This is a genomic window from Ensifer adhaerens, assembly GCF_013283195.1.
Lineage (GTDB): Bacteria > Pseudomonadota > Alphaproteobacteria > Rhizobiales > Rhizobiaceae > Ensifer > Ensifer adhaerens_G.
The window spans coordinates 583,259-597,984 of sequence record NZ_JABEKT010000001.1 but is presented as its reverse complement, the minus strand read 5'-3'; the positions used below and the strand labels follow the sequence as shown (position 1 = coordinate 597,984).

At 61.3% G+C, this 14,726-nt stretch carries 17 protein-coding genes; 7 read left to right on the top strand and 10 right to left on the bottom strand.

Going from position 1 to position 14,726, the window contains the following annotated elements; translation table 11 throughout:
• Positions 1–80: 80 nt before the first annotated feature.
• Positions 81–935 (bottom strand): prephenate dehydratase, encoded by an 855-nt coding sequence (locus LPJGGPFB_RS02705; RefSeq protein WP_173418623.1) that lies wholly within the window; start codon positions 933–935, stop codon positions 81–83.
• A 13-nt stretch (positions 936–948) separates the two neighbouring features.
• Positions 949–1,704: a 3-deoxy-manno-octulosonate cytidylyltransferase gene (locus tag LPJGGPFB_RS02700; RefSeq protein WP_173418622.1), complete on the bottom strand. Its 756-nt coding sequence runs from the start codon at positions 1,702–1,704 to the stop codon at positions 949–951.
• A gap of 156 nt (positions 1,705–1,860) precedes the next feature.
• Between LPJGGPFB_RS02700 and LPJGGPFB_RS02695 the strand changes: the two genes are divergently transcribed.
• Complete coding sequence (locus tag LPJGGPFB_RS02695; protein ID WP_173418621.1) at positions 1,861–2,544, top strand: c-type cytochrome; 684 nt, start codon at positions 1,861–1,863, stop codon at positions 2,542–2,544.
• 83 nt (positions 2,545–2,627) lie between these two features.
• Here LPJGGPFB_RS02695 and LPJGGPFB_RS02690 read toward each other — a convergent pair whose 3' ends face one another.
• Complete coding sequence (locus LPJGGPFB_RS02690; RefSeq protein WP_173418620.1) at positions 2,628–3,572, bottom strand: AEC family transporter; 945 nt, start codon at positions 3,570–3,572, stop codon at positions 2,628–2,630.
• A 163-nt stretch (positions 3,573–3,735) separates the two neighbouring features.
• On the opposite strand from LPJGGPFB_RS02690, the gene LPJGGPFB_RS02685 reads away from it, so the two are divergent.
• From LPJGGPFB_RS02685 to LPJGGPFB_RS02670, 4 genes are all read left to right on the top strand, one after another.
• Positions 3,736–4,008 (top strand): BON domain-containing protein, encoded by a 273-nt coding sequence (locus LPJGGPFB_RS02685; protein ID WP_173418619.1) that lies wholly within the window; start codon positions 3,736–3,738, stop codon positions 4,006–4,008.
• Positions 4,009–4,390: 382 nt separating this feature from the next.
• Positions 4,391–5,581, top strand: coding sequence for a CmlA/FloR family chloramphenicol efflux MFS transporter (cml, locus tag LPJGGPFB_RS02680; RefSeq protein ID WP_427858190.1), 1,191 nt, complete (start codon positions 4,391–4,393; stop codon positions 5,579–5,581).
• Positions 5,582–5,747: 166 nt separating this feature from the next.
• Entirely contained in the window at positions 5,748–6,551 is an 804-nt protein-coding gene (locus LPJGGPFB_RS02675; protein WP_173418617.1) for a MerR family transcriptional regulator, read from the top strand.
• A 30-nt stretch (positions 6,552–6,581) separates the two neighbouring features.
• Positions 6,582–7,511 (top strand): hypothetical protein, encoded by a 930-nt coding sequence (locus LPJGGPFB_RS02670; protein WP_173418616.1) that lies wholly within the window; start codon positions 6,582–6,584, stop codon positions 7,509–7,511.
• 234 nt (positions 7,512–7,745) lie between these two features.
• On the opposite strand, the gene LPJGGPFB_RS02665 is transcribed toward LPJGGPFB_RS02670, so the two are convergent.
• The 5 genes from LPJGGPFB_RS02665 to LPJGGPFB_RS02645 form a co-directional block, all read right to left on the bottom strand.
• Entirely contained in the window at positions 7,746–8,369 is a 624-nt protein-coding gene (locus LPJGGPFB_RS02665; protein WP_173418615.1) for a dihydrofolate reductase family protein, read from the bottom strand.
• An 11-nt stretch (positions 8,370–8,380) separates the two neighbouring features.
• Positions 8,381–8,860 carry an SRPBCC family protein gene (locus LPJGGPFB_RS02660; RefSeq protein WP_173418614.1) on the bottom strand — a complete coding sequence of 160 codons (480 nt, stop codon included), beginning with the start codon at positions 8,858–8,860 and terminating at the stop codon, positions 8,381–8,383.
• A gap of 1 nt (position 8,861) precedes the next feature.
• On the bottom strand, positions 8,862–9,200 hold the full coding sequence (locus LPJGGPFB_RS02655; protein ID WP_173420931.1) for an ArsR/SmtB family transcription factor: 339 nt from the start codon (positions 9,198–9,200) through the stop codon (positions 8,862–8,864).
• Positions 9,201–9,536: 336 nt separating this feature from the next.
• Complete coding sequence (locus LPJGGPFB_RS02650; protein ID WP_173418613.1) at positions 9,537–10,064, bottom strand: Clp protease N-terminal domain-containing protein; 528 nt, start codon at positions 10,062–10,064, stop codon at positions 9,537–9,539.
• Positions 10,065–10,076: 12 nt separating this feature from the next.
• Complete coding sequence (locus tag LPJGGPFB_RS02645; protein ID WP_210264339.1) at positions 10,077–10,355, bottom strand: hypothetical protein; 279 nt, start codon at positions 10,353–10,355, stop codon at positions 10,077–10,079.
• 488 nt (positions 10,356–10,843) lie between these two features.
• On the opposite strand from LPJGGPFB_RS02645, the gene LPJGGPFB_RS02640 reads away from it, so the two are divergent.
• Both LPJGGPFB_RS02640 and LPJGGPFB_RS02635 read left to right on the top strand, forming a co-directional pair.
• Positions 10,844–12,610, top strand: a complete 1,767-nt coding sequence (locus tag LPJGGPFB_RS02640; protein WP_173418612.1) for a hypothetical protein — start codon at positions 10,844–10,846, stop codon at positions 12,608–12,610.
• 73 nt (positions 12,611–12,683) lie between these two features.
• Positions 12,684–13,031 (top strand): hypothetical protein, encoded by a 348-nt coding sequence (locus tag LPJGGPFB_RS02635; protein WP_234902754.1) that lies wholly within the window; start codon positions 12,684–12,686, stop codon positions 13,029–13,031.
• A 39-nt stretch (positions 13,032–13,070) separates the two neighbouring features.
• Here LPJGGPFB_RS02635 and LPJGGPFB_RS02630 read toward each other — a convergent pair whose 3' ends face one another.
• Together LPJGGPFB_RS02630 and LPJGGPFB_RS02625 are read right to left on the bottom strand one after the other, a co-directional pair.
• Positions 13,071–13,550, bottom strand: coding sequence for a DUF2721 domain-containing protein (locus LPJGGPFB_RS02630; RefSeq protein ID WP_345790937.1), 480 nt, complete (start codon positions 13,548–13,550; stop codon positions 13,071–13,073).
• 159 nt (positions 13,551–13,709) lie between these two features.
• Positions 13,710–14,312 carry a helix-turn-helix domain-containing protein gene (locus LPJGGPFB_RS02625; protein WP_173418611.1) on the bottom strand — a complete coding sequence of 201 codons (603 nt, stop codon included), beginning with the start codon at positions 14,310–14,312 and terminating at the stop codon, positions 13,710–13,712.
• Positions 14,313–14,726 lie beyond the last annotated feature (414 nt).

Genomic DNA, 14,726 nt, shown 5'->3' with positions numbered 1-14,726 from the left:
ATTGCAGACTAGGCATGCACCAGACGCGTAGCCGGTTAACCAACCGGTAAGCCTTATCTGCAATCGCGCTTCGGGCACACTTAGAGCACGCCCCGCATCGGGTGCGCCTTGTAGGTGCCGAGAATGCGAACCTTCTCGGAGAAGAAGCGCAGCTCGTCCATGGCGTGACGGACGCCGACATCATCCGGGTGGCCCTCGATATCCGCATAAAATTGCGTGGCGACAAACTTGCCGCCGAGCTGGTAGCTCTCGAGCTTCGTCATGTTGATGCCGTTGGTGGCAAAACCGCCCATCGCCTTGTAGAGGGCGGCCGGAATGTTGCGCACGTTGAACACGAAGGTGGTGATGATCAGTTCATCGTCGGCGCTGCGGGCGAGCCGCTCTTCCTCGCGCGACAGCACGACGAAGCGCGTCACGTTGCTTTCCGTGTCCTCGACATTCTCGGCGACGATCTCGAGCCCGTAGAGATCGGCAGCAAGCCGCGGCGCCAGTGCCGCCATCGAGCGGTCGCCCTGTTCCGATACCAGCTTGGCAGCCCCTGCCGTATCGCCGGCAACCACCGGCTTCCAGCCATTGGCGCGCACGATCTTGCGGCACTGGCCGAGCGCATGAATGTGGCTGTGAACCGTGCGGATCTCGTCGCGCGTCACGCCCGGCAGCACCATCAGCTGGAAGCGGATCGGCATGAAGTATTCGCCGACGATATGAAGACGCGATTCGGGCAGCAGGTGGTGAATGTCGGCAACGCGGCCGGCAATGGTGTTTTCGATCGGGATCATCGCCAGATCCGCCTCGCCGTTCTCCACCGCGACGAAGGCATCTTCGAATGTCTGGCAGGGAAGCGGCTCCATCGACGGAAACATGTCGCGGCAGGCCATGTCGGAGTTGGCGCCGTAATCGCCCTGGAAGGAGATCCTGTTGGTCTTCGTGGTCACACTGTCTTCCTTCTCAGGCTTTTTCGGAAAGGATGCGGCGGGCTTTTTCCAGCTCGACCGGCGTATCGACGCCAAGCGGAACCGTATCGACGATTTCGACATCGATGCGCATGCCGGCCTCGAGCGCCCGGAGCTGCTCGAGCGATTCGCGCTTTTCCAGCGTCGACGGCTTCAGAGCGACGAAGTTTTCGAGCGCCTGGCGCCGGTAAGCGTAAAGGCCGATGTGGTGGTAGAGCGGCCCCTCGCCGTAGGGCGCGGTGGCGCGGGTAAAATAGAGAGCGCGCAGGCGCGTGGCCGACAACGGCGAACCGACGATCTTGACGATGTTGGGGCTCTTCTTCTCTTCCTCATCGGTGATTGCCACCGTGAGAGTGGCGATATCGGTCGAGGCATTGTCGACGAGCGGCTTTAGCGAGGCGCGGATCGGAGCGGACTCGATCGTCGGCAGATCGCCCTGGACGTTGATGACGAATTCCGCCTCACGGTGCGGATCGGCCTTCGTCAGCGCCTCATAGATCCGGTCTGATCCGGACTGGTGATCGATCCGCGTCATGATCGCTTCGAAACCGGCATCGCGCACGACATCGAACACAGTCTGGTCGTCAACGGCCACGACGACGCGTCCGACATCGGCTTCCGCCGCACGTTTGGCAACCTGGACGATCATCGGCAGGCCGCAGATATCGGCGAGCGGTTTGCCCGGCAGACGGGTGGAGGCCATGCGTGCCGGAATGAGCACGATGGCTTTGCCTGAATTTTCGCGTTTCATGATGTGGCCTTCAAGAACCCCGCCGAAGGTGTCAAAAAGTCTCAGTTCGGGGTCCATAATCTCTGTTGCAACGCAGAGCCAAAAGACATAGGTTCCGCGCGATTTCAAGATGGGCCGGGTTTTTGTTTACGCCGGTGGCAAAGGGAGCGTTTGCAGATGAACTCATATGTGAACATGGGCGTGGGTGCCTTTCTGGGTACGGTTTTCGTTCTGATGTCCGTATCCATTGCGTCGGAAGGCATTTTCCATTCCGAGGCTCCCGAGAAGGAAGGCTTCGCGATCGTTGCCGAAGAAGGCACGGCGGACGCTGGTGCGGGCGCCCAGGAAGAGGCTGAAGTCGATATCAAGCCCTTGCTCCTCAAGGCAGACGTTGCAGCCGGCGAAACCGTGTTCAAGAAATGCGCAAGCTGTCACACCGTGGATAAGGGAGGGGCCAACAAGGTCGGTCCCAACCTGTGGGGTCTCGTCAACCGCCCGATCGCCTCGCATGAAGGCTTCAGCTACTCGGCTGGCATGAAGACCTTCTCCGAAGGCGGCAAGGTCGTTTGGGATTACGACCACCTCAGCTTCTTCATCGAAGCACCGAAGAAGCACGTTCCGGGCACCGCCATGGGCTTCGCCGGCGTCAAGAAGCCTGACGAACGCGCCAACCTGATTGCCTACCTGCGCGAACATGCCGACGCTCCGGCCGCTCTCCCGGATGCAGCCGCCTCTGCGGAAGCAGCTCCCGCTGCGGCCACCGAAGGCGCCGCCGAGAAGCCGGCCGAAGCGCCCGCAGCGGAAGCCAAGCCGGCTGAAGGCCAGGCTGCTCCGGAAGGCCAGCCCGCACCGGCCCAATAAGCCAGAGCGTGCAATCGATCTGATTTCGAGAAGCCCGGCCATCGCGCCGGGCTTTTTGCTGTCTTGCGCCCGGGCGACCGGCTCTACATCAGGAGGTAGGCCCACGCCGAAACGCTGACCACACCAAGTGCGGTCGTCAGCGTGATGGTCGATGACGCCAGTGCGTGACCGACGTTGAAATGATTGGCGATCAGCCAGGCATTGACGCCGGTCGGCACTGCGGACGTGAGGACAAGTGCCGCCGTCCAGTCGTCGTTGAGGCCGAGCAGGTGACAGGCAACAAAGACGACACCCGGCAGGACCACGAGCTTCAAGACGCTCGTCACCGTCGCCAGACCGAGATTGCCGACCAGGCCATACTTGTCGAGCGCCATGCCGATCGACACGAGTGCGGCCGGCGCGGCAACGGCGGCAAGCTGATCGACAACACTCTTGACCGGTCCGCCCAGCGGCTGGCCGATAAGGTGGACGGCGGCGCCACAGGCAAGGCCGATGACCAGCGGATTGCGCGCCAGGTTGCGGGCAACACCCCCCAAAAGCGTCAGCGGGCTTTGCCCCGGCTTGCCGCTGACCTTGCGCTCGGCGCGCTCCATCAGCACCGTGCCGGCGATCATCATGACAGGCAGATGAACGGAGAGCAGGATGGAGAGCGCCACGATCCCCTCCTCGCCGACGATGCGCGACACCAGCGGCAGGCCGATGAAGACGGTGTTGGCGAAGGCCGAGGAAACACCGGCGAGCACCCCCATGCGGGCATCGCGGCCAAAGACGAGCGTCGCTGCGAGATGGCCGATGGTCCAGGTGACGGCGACGCCGGAGAAATAGGCGACCCAGAGCGGCCAGGGCGAGCCGTCCTTGAAATCCGCCTCGGCGATCGTTCGAAACAGAAGAACGGGCACCGCGACCCGGAAAACGAAATCGCCGAGCGCATCGCCGACGGTCGGCTTCAGGTAGCCAAACCGGACGATCAACCAGCCTGTGAGGATCAGGATGAAGACGGGCAGAACGTTCAGAAAAATATCGGACATGCGTCAACCTTGGGAACGGTTCGACAGGAATAGACCCGTTCGCGTCACCCCCGCAAGGTTGCGCGACCCGTTGCGTGCATCGGTCGAGGCCGCAGATCCGGGGCAAGAAGACCGGAACATTCCCTTGTCCGGGGCGTTCCCGAACAGCACCGGGATAAAGCCAATGCCAACAGAGAAGCCCATTTACTCCCACCAGGACGACGATCCTCATCTGAAGGATGACGATCTGGCGGGCAAGGTCCTGCGCTTCATCCGCTACGCCACCTTCATCGATATCACCGATATGGACGTGTTTGCGCTCGGCGAAATGATCGTGCTGTCGGGTCAGGTTCAGAGCGAGTCCGACGTGGCTTGCGCCGGTGACGCCGCAAGGTCGGTTATCGGTGTGACGACCGTCGAGAACCGGCTGACGGTGAAACCGGGCCAACACCCATAACGCCAGCGCGAGGCGACACATCAGCAGAGTATCGCGGTTTGAGGTGATTTCGCTCAGGGCGGATAGCATGTTTTGGAATCAACGTGCTGGAGCGTGCCTCGTGCATTCTTCTGGATGCAAGGCGCCGTCGTGATCATGGTCACGAGACAGCAAGTGGTTGTCGTTTGCTGCCTTGGCTGGTAAACGGGTCACGCATAAACCAACGCGCGCAGAATTTCTTTGGAGACCGGAATGGGGACCACCGAGTCAGCAACCAGGTAAGCCGCAACAACACTTCAATCGTTGTTGCGGCGTCTGTCCGGTCATTTCACACCACCGATACCAAGGCAGAGCGCCGCCGAATGTCATTCATTTGAGCGGATGTTCCATCGTGCCCAACCATATATCACCAACCTGGACCTATTTGGTGCCGGCAGCGTTGCTGCTGATGGCACCCTTCGACATCCTCGCCTCGCTGGCGATGGATATCTATCTTCCCATAGTGCCTGCCATGCCCGGCATTCTTGGCACCACCCCGGCAATCATCCAGCTGAGCCTGAGCCTCTACATGATCGTTCTCGGCGTCGGCCAAATCGTCTTCGGGCCGGTTTCCGACCGCATCGGACGGCGTCCGGTACTGATCGGCGGGGCGCTGCTGTTTGCGGCGGCCTCGCTGCTAATGGCCACGACCGCGTCGGCGCCGGCCTTCCTCGCGCTGCGCCTCCTCCAGGCGATCGGCGCATCGGCGGCCCTTGTCGCCACCTTTGCGACGGTCCGCGACGTCTATGCGGAGCGGCCGGAGGGCGTGACCATCTACGGGCTCTTCAGCGCGACGCTCGCCTTCGTCCCGGCGTTCGGGCCGATTGCCGGCGCGCTTCTGGCCAGCCACTTCGGCTGGCGAGCGATCTTCGTCACGCTTGGCGTTCTCGCGATCGTCGCGACGGCGAACGCCATGCTGCGATGGCACGAAACACGACCTGTCGGCGCAGAAAGCCACAGGCGGGCCTTTGGCCCGATCCTCACGAACGGGACGTTCTGGACCTATACGCTCGGCTTCAGCGCGGCGATGGGCTCGTTCTTCGTGTTCTTCTCGACGGCGCCGCGCGTGCTCATCGATCGGGCGGGTTACTCTGAACTCGGCTTCAGCCTGGTCTTTGCAACGGTAGCGATGGTGATGATCGTGACCACCCGCTTCGCCAAACGCTTCGTGGCGCTCTGGGGCATCGCCGGCAGTCTTGCCCGCGGGATGGGGCTGCTCATTCTCGGCGCGGCGCTGCTCGTCACCGGCGAGAGCGTGGGCGCGCCGTCGTTCTGGAGCTTCGTGCCTCCAATGTGGGTCATTGCCGTCGGCATCGTCTTCACCGGCTCGGTCACCGCAAATGGAGCGCTGCAGGCCTTCGGCCACATGGCGGGTACGGCAGTCGCACTCTACTTCTGCATCCAAAGCCTGATCGTCGGGGTGCTCGGCACTGTTGCCGTGGTGCTGCTCGGGGGCGATAGTGCATTTCCATTAGCTGGCTATTCGTCGATCATGGCGATAGGCACGCTGATCGCTCTCGGCCGGTTGACACGGCGACGGGCTGCGGAAGCCTGATCCCTTGAAACCGCCACAGGGCGTTCCGGCCATGTCGCGACGCCCTGCGGCACCCCCTCCTCCGCCCGCACCCAATGACGTAAAAAGGAGCGCCGGTCAGAGACAAGCACATCGGCCAAGAATGCCTCTTGACCTCGCCCCAGGGGCGAGCCCCACAGTCGGATCCATGAGCGATTCTTATCTTCTTGCCGGCCGCTTCGGTGCGGCCACGCGACTGTCGCCGAAGGCGCTGCGGCTCTATGCCGAGCAGGGCATCCTCGTGCCTGCCTATACCGATCCAGCGACCGGCTACCGCTACTATGCGCCCGAGCAGGCAGCCCGGGCGCGGCTGATCGCGCGCCTGCGCAGACTTGGCCTTCCGATAGCGCGCATTGCCCAATTGATCGAGCTCGATGCGGACAGCCGGCTTGTCGAATTGCGGTCCTGGCTCGAAGCCCAAGGCGAGCGACTAGTTGAGCAGACCGAGCTTGTCGATGCCATAGCACGCCAGAGCGATGACCGCGGCGCCGGGATGGTCTCGAAGATTGCGATGCGCGAGGTTGGGGCCTGCAAGCTGATTTCCTGCGAGCGGCAACTCACTATCGAGGCGCTCGATGGGTTCATGGCAAGTGCCGAGGCGAATATTCGAAGATACCTCCGCGACTGCGGGGTCGCCGACGGCGGTGCCATGACCGTGCATTTCCACGAGACCGTCAGCCGAGACAGCGAAGGACTGGTGGAGGTCGCCATTGCTTATGAAGGCAGCGTCGAGCCTGCCGAAGACCTGCGCATCCGCTTTCAGGCGAAACGGCGCGAGGTCTTTCTGCCGGTAGCGCCGACTTGTGAGAACTTCCCGCAGATCTTGCGCGTCTACGACGCCATCGAGAGCTGGCTCGACGCGCGAAGCGACGTCCATTGCATCGGCAGCCCCTACGAAATCTACCCCGGAAGCCAGGGCGCCGCCTTCGATGTCGCCTACCCCATCACCTGACTTTACAGACGACCAACAGGACAGACGATCATGATGCATTTTGCCTATACGGGCTCCGGTCCCTATTGTTACGCCAACTCGTTTGCCATGATGTTCGGCGCACAGGCGCCCTCCACCGCGGTGATCGAATTTGCCACCGGCAGCCCGTTCGGCATGCAGCTCATCGGCGGCACCCTGCCTTTCTTCGACCCCTATGGCTGGGATCCGGAAGCCGGATTCGACGGTGCGCTTGCGGCCCTCGGCTGGACATCCACCCTGAGCAAGGGTGGCGACGCGGACGATGCGCTTTCCCGCCTGCGCGCAGCCCTCAAGGATGGACCAGTGTGGATTGGCCCGGTCGAGATGGGGCATCTGCGCCACCAGCCGGGAATGAGCGGACCGATCGATGCCGACCACTACGTCGTGGTGCTCGAGATGGACGAGGACAGCGTGCTGATGCACGATCCGCAGGGTCACCCCTATGCGCGCCTGCCGCTTGCCAACTTCATGGCCGCATGGCGCGCCGACACGTTGAGCTACGGTGATGCCTACACGATGCGGACCGACTTTGTCCGTGTCGCCGAGATGTCGGAGATCGAAACCATACGGGCGTCGGTCCCAGCCGCCATCCAATGGTTGTCGATGGAAACGGACCGGCCCGTTCCCCCGAGAACCCTTGGCAACGCCGAAGCCGCCGAAACGCTCGCCGCCCGCATCGAGACCGCTTGCGACAAGGGACTGAGAGCGCACATGATCCACTTCGCCGTCCGCGTCGGCGCGCGCCGCGCAGCCGACGCCGCCGCCTGCCTTGCACGGGCCGGTTACCACCAGGCCGCACGCATCGCCGACGACCAGGCCCGGCTCATCGGCGCGCTGCAGCATCCATTGGTGGCACGAAAGGACGCCGATGCGGCAGCCAACTTGCGGGCCCTAGCCCCGACCTATGACCGGCTGAAGGTGGCGCTGGAGCACGGCGGCTAAGGCATTTCCAAGACTGTGCCGAGTGGATCTCCGGCCAGATGCGCCCCGAGACAACGACGCTGGGTGTCTTCGCTTTGCGTCCTTGCTGCTCTTTCCGCCATGTTGCTGAAGGATATCGGCGTCATCGACTGTAGCAAACCGCACGAATGATATCAGGCTTTTGCGACACGCCGGATCAGGTGCCCTGCGGGCGGGTTTCGCCCAGGCAGGGCCAACTGCAGGAGCGAGCCAGCGTCAAGCGAGCAGCTCGGAAAAGCCGCCAGCCCGCTCCGCATTCTGCCCGTGGAGCGGTTCGTAGTGAAGCCCGACCACGCCGTTCGCATAGGTGTCCGTGCCCATCAGTTGCAGATCATAGCGTTGCGGAAGCCCGGAAAACCAGGCGACGCCCGGGGACGTAACGGGGTAGACAAAGAAGTGGAAGGTGTCGACGAGACCAAGGCCAATAACAGTCCGCGCCAGGCTCGCACCGCCCGAGAGGTGGATATCCCCGCCCGGCTGCGCCTTCAACTGAAGGAGATAGGCGGCAAGCGCATCGTCATCGGCGACAACAACCTGATCGACATTGTTCCATTTGGTCAGCATCTCGGACCCCGAGCGCGAAAAGACCAGCTTGCGATAGTCGTTCATCCGGCGCGCCATCTTGCGATTGGTTTCGGTTCCGACGTCTTCCGAAAGGGCACCCGGCCAATAGGCTGCCATCTCTTCGTAGGTCACGCGGCCGACGAGCACGGTGTCGTAGGTGGCATAGAGCCGATCGATCGCCCGGTACTGGTCTTCACCGACGGTGCCCATCCAGGCGAGCGGATCGTCAAGGCGTCCATTGAGCGTCGTCATCATCTGCAGGACAATCTTGCGCATACCCGCCTCCCCTATTGGACCTTGCCCTCGACGAGGCCGGCGAGCTGCCCGATCACCGTGCCCCAGCCGTCGTAAAAGCCCATTTCCTCGTGCATGGTCCGGTCGGCATTGCTCCTGTGCATGACGTGGGCGGCATAGTCCGTGCCGTCTGCATGATCCTTGAGCGTGATGATGGCCGTCATGAAAGGGTTCTCGGCGGGGCGCCATCCCGCGACCAGCGAATTGGTGAAGACGATGCGCTCGTGATCGTCGACTGCGAGGAAGCATGCATCCAGATGCGGGGTGAATGCGCCGCCGCCTTCGCTGATCCGGGTGACGAAGGCGCCGCCCGGCCGAAGATCCATATCCACCACCCGGCATCTGGCCGGCGCCGGCACCCACCATTGCTCGAAGCGCGCGGGATCGGTCCAGGCATTCCAGATCACCGAACGCGGCGCCTTGATCACGCGCGCTATCGTCAGGTCGAGATCGGGATCAGGAGATCGGATCATGTCATTTCTCCTTGTTTTGCGCTGCCATCACGAAGTGCTCAAGCCGGTCGGTGCGCCCTTCCCAAAGGAGGCGCTGCGCCGACATCCACGCTTCGATGGCCGCGAACCGGTTCTTGTCGATAGTGCAGGTGCGCACCCGGCCCTGCTTCTCCGTGCGGATCAGGCCGCTGCCTTCGAGAAAATGGATGTGTTTCATGAACGACGGCAGCGCCATGTCGAAAGGCCCTGCCAGATCGCTGATGCTGGCCGGGCCGCTGCCGAGCCTTGCGAGCACGGCACGGCGCGTCGGGTCGGCCAGCGCCTGAAAAATTCCGTCGAGCGGATCCGAATACTGTCCCATAAGGCTAAGTATCACGATCGAATACTTAGCGCAATGGATAAGTATCCTCCCTCGTAATTCAGCGCCGCCATTGCAAAGGTGGGCATCGGCCCCACAAGGGGACGCAGCCAGCTGCCCCACCTTATGGGACACTGTGTTCCACTTGTGCCCTTCCGGCTTGCCATCGATCGCGTTTCTCGCTTCGGCAAGCAGGGCGGGCTGGTGTCACTGAGAGGCAGTGAAGACGGGTCGGCTTTTTCCTCAGAGGTTACCGCCGACCTCGACGACCACCTCACCAGCCCCTTCCGCATGCTGGCTGCAACGGCGCTGCCGCCATCGAGATCCGTGGCTGTCGGATCAGTGTTTCGAAGCTTGGCGAAAGGCATCACCTTCGGCCTCGGCTGCGGCTTTCAGTGCATCGGGATCGACGCCCATCATGCGCAGGGCGCGCGCGGCGACGCCTTCACGAAGATCCACAACCCTTGCCACCACATCGGCACCGAGCAACGGTCGGTGGCTTGCGCGGTCGGCAGCCAATGCCTGCATGACATGGTCGCCCGAGGGCGCTGCCGCATAGGTTCCACCGTTGCGCGGCAACGGTTCCTGCCCCTGCGCAAGCTGCTCGGAAAGCCGGGGATCGAGACCCAGAGGACGAAGCGCCTCGGCGTATTGGCGCGCAATGGCTTGCGGCAGATCGGACGCGTCGGCCCCCACCCGCGCAAATGCCCGGCGCGCCGTGCCATCCGGAAGATCGAGAGCAGCCAACAGAAAGTGCTCGGCGCCCGGCTCGCTCTGCTGGTCTTGCAAGGCATGATATTCGGCACGTTCGCAAAGTGCCTTGATCGTGCCCATGTCGTTGAAGCGCTGCTTGATACGGCTAAACATGGAGATATCCTATCACTCGTTGCCTGTGACGAGATCCGACAAGCGCTTGTGCGCGGCCTGTTTGGAGATGCCGAGACCTTGCGCAATCCTCGCCCATGACCATCCCTTTCCCAACGCCGATGCGACGGCCTGGCGCTCCAGGCTATCTGCCAGCCGCCTGAGAGCGACAACGGTGGCAAGCGTTTCTGCTGGATCGTCGGAGAGCTGAAAGGCGTCGGGATCAATCATACCGTCAACATTAGTTGACGGCGGCTGAAACATCAACCAATGTTGACGACGCCTGACGAGCATTTTCCCGCGGACACGGCCTCGCTCCGTTACACGCACAAACACACAGACGGTTGCGGGCAACTCCGTATCGCTGACGATGCCGGCGACGATCTAATCGAGACAGGGCGATTGTGGATTTGCCGAACAACCACCTCATCTTCGATTGCATAGGAGAATAGCCGATTGCCGGCACGCGGGAAGGATTCGAACCGGGTTCAGAAATATCGAGAGCGGCTCTTCAAGGATCAGAAGATGTCGTACGCGACGCCTTGAAACACGCCTCGTGACCTACAGGTTGAATATGGGTATGGGACGGCGTCCGTATCGACCTTCAGCAAGCCCCCATCCTAAACGCCGAGCTTCGTCAGGCAACGTGTCCGCATCGCGACCACCGCAAGTATTATGTATTACGAATAGACGTTCGCGCGGACAGGTAGTACGATTTCAAAAGGTAGACTGCGCACAACTTTCACGACGTACTAGCCGACTTCTGTGGCATTGGGGGCTACATGGCGGACGTGGAAAAGGGGATTGAAGGTGAGGGAACCTTCGACCCCACAAGCGACGAGATCTTGGAGCAACTGGACCGTATCCGGCGTAGCCCGGAATTCGGCGTGCCCGAACGTGCGCGCAATTTCTTGGCATATGTCGTTCATGAGGCGCTGGCAGGTCGAGCGGAACGGATCAAGGCATATTCGATTGCAACCACGGTATTTGGCCGGAACACATCGTTCAACGCGCAGTTCGATCCGGTCGTAAGGATTGAGGCGGGGCGCGTTCGTCGCGCCCTTGAGCGTTATTACCTTGTTTGCGGGATCGAGGACCCGGTGCTGATTACCATACCCAAAGGCGGCTACGCGCCCAGCTTCAGTCGGCACGCAATCGCCAATGCGAACTCGACGAACGCCGCTCCCCGCTCCGCCCAGAGCCCGGCAGTACCTCATGTCTCCAAACACACCACGATCAACTTGATCATCGCCGCGTTGCTGGGGTGTCTTGCTGGTTTCGCTATGGCAACGCTTTGGTCTCTGCGCGCGGGCGCCGACGCGCCCCAACCGATACAACCAACGCTGGTCGTCGGAACGTTTGAAGACCTGACTGCGGTCGGGAACTCCGCGATGATTACGCGCGGTCTCGGGGACGAGGTCGTTCGCAACATCGCAAAGTTCAAGGAAATCACCGTCATCGCCAGCGAACGCCCTGATGGCGCGGCAACAGATGCCCCATCCACCTTTGCGCTGGAAGGGAGGGTGCGGATAGAAGGCCAGCAACTGAGGCTGAGTGTGCGGGTACTGCGCCAATCCGACGGAGCCGTCATTTGGGCCGAAAGCTACGATGAAAGCTTGTTGGTTGAGAAGATCATCAGGCTCCAGGAAAAGGCGGCCGCATCGGTCGCAACGGCCATCGCGCAGCCATACGGCATCCTGTTCCAGGCCAATGCCAAGCAGTTGACCAACTCGGCTCCGGACAATTGGGACGCCTATGCCTGCACGCTCGCCTATTACGGCTATCGCAGTGACCTGAATTCGCAGACGCACCAGTCAGTCCAGAGTTGCCTTGAACAGGCGACAAGGCATTACCCGAATTACTCGACCGCATGGGCGCTCCTGTCGCTCACATATCTGGACGAAATGCGATTCAGGTATCGCGCGAGCCGCACCCCGACCGTCTCGCTGGATCTCGCCTCGCAAGCAGCCGCACGTGCGGTCGAACTCGATCCGCAGAATGTGAGGGGCCTCCAGGCGCAAATGCTTGTGCTGTTCTTTCGCGGCCACCTGGACGCCGCACTCGCCGTCGGCGCCCGGGCGGCCGCGCTCAACCCCAACGATACTGAACTGGTGGGTGAATACGGCTTCCGGCTGGCGCTATCTGGCCAATGGGATCAGGGCTGCGTGCTGATTTCCAAGACGCTGTCGCTGAACCCGGGACCAGTTGGATATTTCGAGGCGGCAATGGCCGTGTGTCGTTACATGAAGGATGACTATGTCGCGGCCGAACGCTGGGTGCATATGGCCGACCTGCAGGCCAATCCAATCTACCATGTGATCCTCTTGGCGATTCTCGGGAAGGTGAGAAAAATGGAAGAAGCTGCTCACGAGCGCCAGTGGCTTGAGACACACGCACCTTCCTACCTGACGAACATAAGACACGAAGTCGCCCTTCGAATCAGACGGCACGAGGACCAAAACCATATCCTTGAAGGTCTGCGGCAGGCAGGGGTTTCGATCCCGGCGGACCTGGAGGCGGATTCGGGTCGAGCGCCTGTCCCAAGGTAGGATCGTCGAGACCTGACCTGAAAATGGCGTCACCCTTCCGACGGGGAGCCGGGCATGGCTTGGCGTGTACCTGATGTATCGTCGCGTAACATACCTTTCAAACTCAAAGCTCCACCGTAATATGGCAGTAACGCGAAAGCTCTCGGTTCTGGAGGGGGCCATGGAAACGCAATCCAGGGGCGGCCTGAACAATGACGGCCTGCAAGCGGCTTTGAGGCGTTTCCCGGACAAGCCGCTCAGGATCAGACAACTCATGTTGGGCAGCGAAAGCTTCAGGGGGCTTTGCGAAGATTTGGCGCTGGCCGAGGGAGCTTTGGAAAAGATCGATACGTTCGAGGCGGATGTTCGCGAAGAGCGCCGCCGCGAGTTCGAAGAACTGATCGTCAGCCTCGCCGACGAATTGAAGCAGTTTCTGACCTAGCCGCTCCGGAGGCGTTAACGATCGATGCCTGGCGCGTGCTCAATCCGGCGTGTGCTGGCGGTTCGGTGGAGAGTGGTAGACATCGCGGCCGGCCATTTGCCGAATCATGCTGTATCCGGCGACAAGCATTTCAAACAGGAAGGCGAGCAGTGCGCCGATGAGACCCGCCACAGCCGCGCCGAAAAACCAGAACAGCAACTGGTCGCGGACGTGCTCGCGAATGGCACCCGCCAGCAATCCTATCACTGAAATACACGTGCAAACACCGGACAATGACGCGAGAATAACTGCAATTTCCAAGGCCAAGGTACGTCGCCGCAGATGGGCCAACTGGATCTGTCGTGAACGGATTTCCCCCTCGCGACTTGCAACGATGTCGACGACTTCGTTCACACGATCGGAGATGCGAGCCAGTCGCGCGACGAAAACATTGAGAAACCCGCCCGTGCCCGCAAGCAGGAACACCGGTGTCAGCGCTGTTTCGATCGCCTCGACGACGGTTGTGACGTTGGGGTCCACCAGTGGCTCCGATAAACAGTTGGTCCGCGAACGACGCGCGATGCATCATCGGCAGCCTAAAGTAGGTCGCGCAAAATGTGCCGCGGTTTTGCGATAACGACATACGCAAAGACAAGAGCTTAAAGCGCGCCAAGCGAATCTGAAAGATCGCGACGCGCTTTAGTCGCAGAACGATCTCAATCGGTCCCTATCGAGGATCTCGATCCCCCTTGGGCCAACCAGCCTGATCGCATTGCTGCACTTCAATCTCGTGACTGCCCGGGACACGGATTCAATCGTCAAACCAAGGTAGTCGGCGATATCAGCCCGCGGCATCGGCAGATCGAACCTGCGCTTGTCCTGCGTGCGCTCTGATATTTCCAGGAGAAACGCAGCAACCCTCTCATGCGAACTCTGTCGACTTATGACCAGCTGATGTTCTCGAGCGGACCACAGAGCGTCCAGCACGGCGGGCAACAAGGCCGGGCACTGATCTGCCGCGAGATTTGCACACAGGATCCCTGTCGGTCCTATGGCCTCCGCGGTGAACTGCCGCCGACGCCCCTGTTCAATTCCGAACCACTCGCCCGCAAGGTGGAAGGAAACAATCTGTCGCCTGCCGCAGGCAAGCACCCTATAGAGGCTCACCGCACCGAATGCGATGCGGTAGGCCCAATCGCACTTCTCTCCGTCTGCGTAGATGGTCTGGCCGTTGGCGAATATCGCGATTCGAGATGCCTGCTGCTGGTCTGTTCGCCTGGTAATTGCAATTCCGGTAGTCATGTGACCTCAACACGGTTGGGTGTGATCTCGAAATGCCGCTTCGAAAATTTCACATCGCAACTGCCTTTCTGGCAGCCAGAGGTTTCTTCGGTTTAATCGATTGTCTCGTTGGCGATGATAGTACAGCCGCAGTCCCGTGAGGCGTAAGATACGCGAACATACCAAGTGTCCCCTGTTCCTTACCTCGCGCCACCTTGCGCCAGCGAAAGAAGCCATTTCCGTTTGATTGCGATCAACGAAAGAAAGGCGGATTGGCGTTATTATCGAAACCGCCTGACAACGAAGAGATGGCCGATGGTTATCATGTCGCTCGCTGAGTGGCGGGAGCCACACCTGTTTGAGCGGGGACTTTGAGCGCCGTACGCCCTGACGTGTCCGCGCGCCTCGGATGCAGAGTTTGTTCGCAGTGTATTT

What these genes read in the sequence shown, in the direction of transcription:
- LPJGGPFB_RS02700 (WP_173418622.1), bottom strand. Translation starts at nt 1,704, where the DNA reads ATGAAACGCGAAAATTCAGGCAAAGCCATCGTGCTCATTCCGGCACGC.
- LPJGGPFB_RS02695 (WP_173418621.1), top strand. Translation starts at nt 1,861, where the DNA reads ATGAACTCATATGTGAACATGGGCGTGGGTGCCTTTCTGGGTACGGTT.
- LPJGGPFB_RS02690 (WP_173418620.1), bottom strand. Translation starts at nt 3,572, where the DNA reads ATGTCCGATATTTTTCTGAACGTTCTGCCCGTCTTCATCCTGATCCTC.
- LPJGGPFB_RS02685 (WP_173418619.1), top strand. Translation starts at nt 3,736, where the DNA reads ATGCCAACAGAGAAGCCCATTTACTCCCACCAGGACGACGATCCTCAT.
- LPJGGPFB_RS02675 (WP_173418617.1), top strand. Translation starts at nt 5,748, where the DNA reads ATGAGCGATTCTTATCTTCTTGCCGGCCGCTTCGGTGCGGCCACGCGA.
- LPJGGPFB_RS02670 (WP_173418616.1), top strand. Translation starts at nt 6,582, where the DNA reads ATGATGCATTTTGCCTATACGGGCTCCGGTCCCTATTGTTACGCCAAC.
- LPJGGPFB_RS02665 (WP_173418615.1), bottom strand. Translation starts at nt 8,369, where the DNA reads ATGCGCAAGATTGTCCTGCAGATGATGACGACGCTCAATGGACGCCTT.
- LPJGGPFB_RS02660 (WP_173418614.1), bottom strand. Translation starts at nt 8,860, where the DNA reads ATGATCCGATCTCCTGATCCCGATCTCGACCTGACGATAGCGCGCGTG.
- LPJGGPFB_RS02655 (WP_173420931.1), bottom strand. Translation starts at nt 9,200, where the DNA reads ATGGGACAGTATTCGGATCCGCTCGACGGAATTTTTCAGGCGCTGGCC.
- LPJGGPFB_RS02650 (WP_173418613.1), bottom strand. Translation starts at nt 10,064, where the DNA reads ATGTTTAGCCGTATCAAGCAGCGCTTCAACGACATGGGCACGATCAAG.
- LPJGGPFB_RS02645 (WP_210264339.1), bottom strand. Translation starts at nt 10,355, where the DNA reads ATGCTCGTCAGGCGTCGTCAACATTGGTTGATGTTTCAGCCGCCGTCA.
- LPJGGPFB_RS02640 (WP_173418612.1), top strand. Translation starts at nt 10,844, where the DNA reads ATGGCGGACGTGGAAAAGGGGATTGAAGGTGAGGGAACCTTCGACCCC.
- LPJGGPFB_RS02635 (WP_234902754.1), top strand. Translation starts at nt 12,684, where the DNA reads ATGTATCGTCGCGTAACATACCTTTCAAACTCAAAGCTCCACCGTAAT.
- LPJGGPFB_RS02625 (WP_173418611.1), bottom strand. Translation starts at nt 14,312, where the DNA reads ATGACTACCGGAATTGCAATTACCAGGCGAACAGACCAGCAGCAGGCA.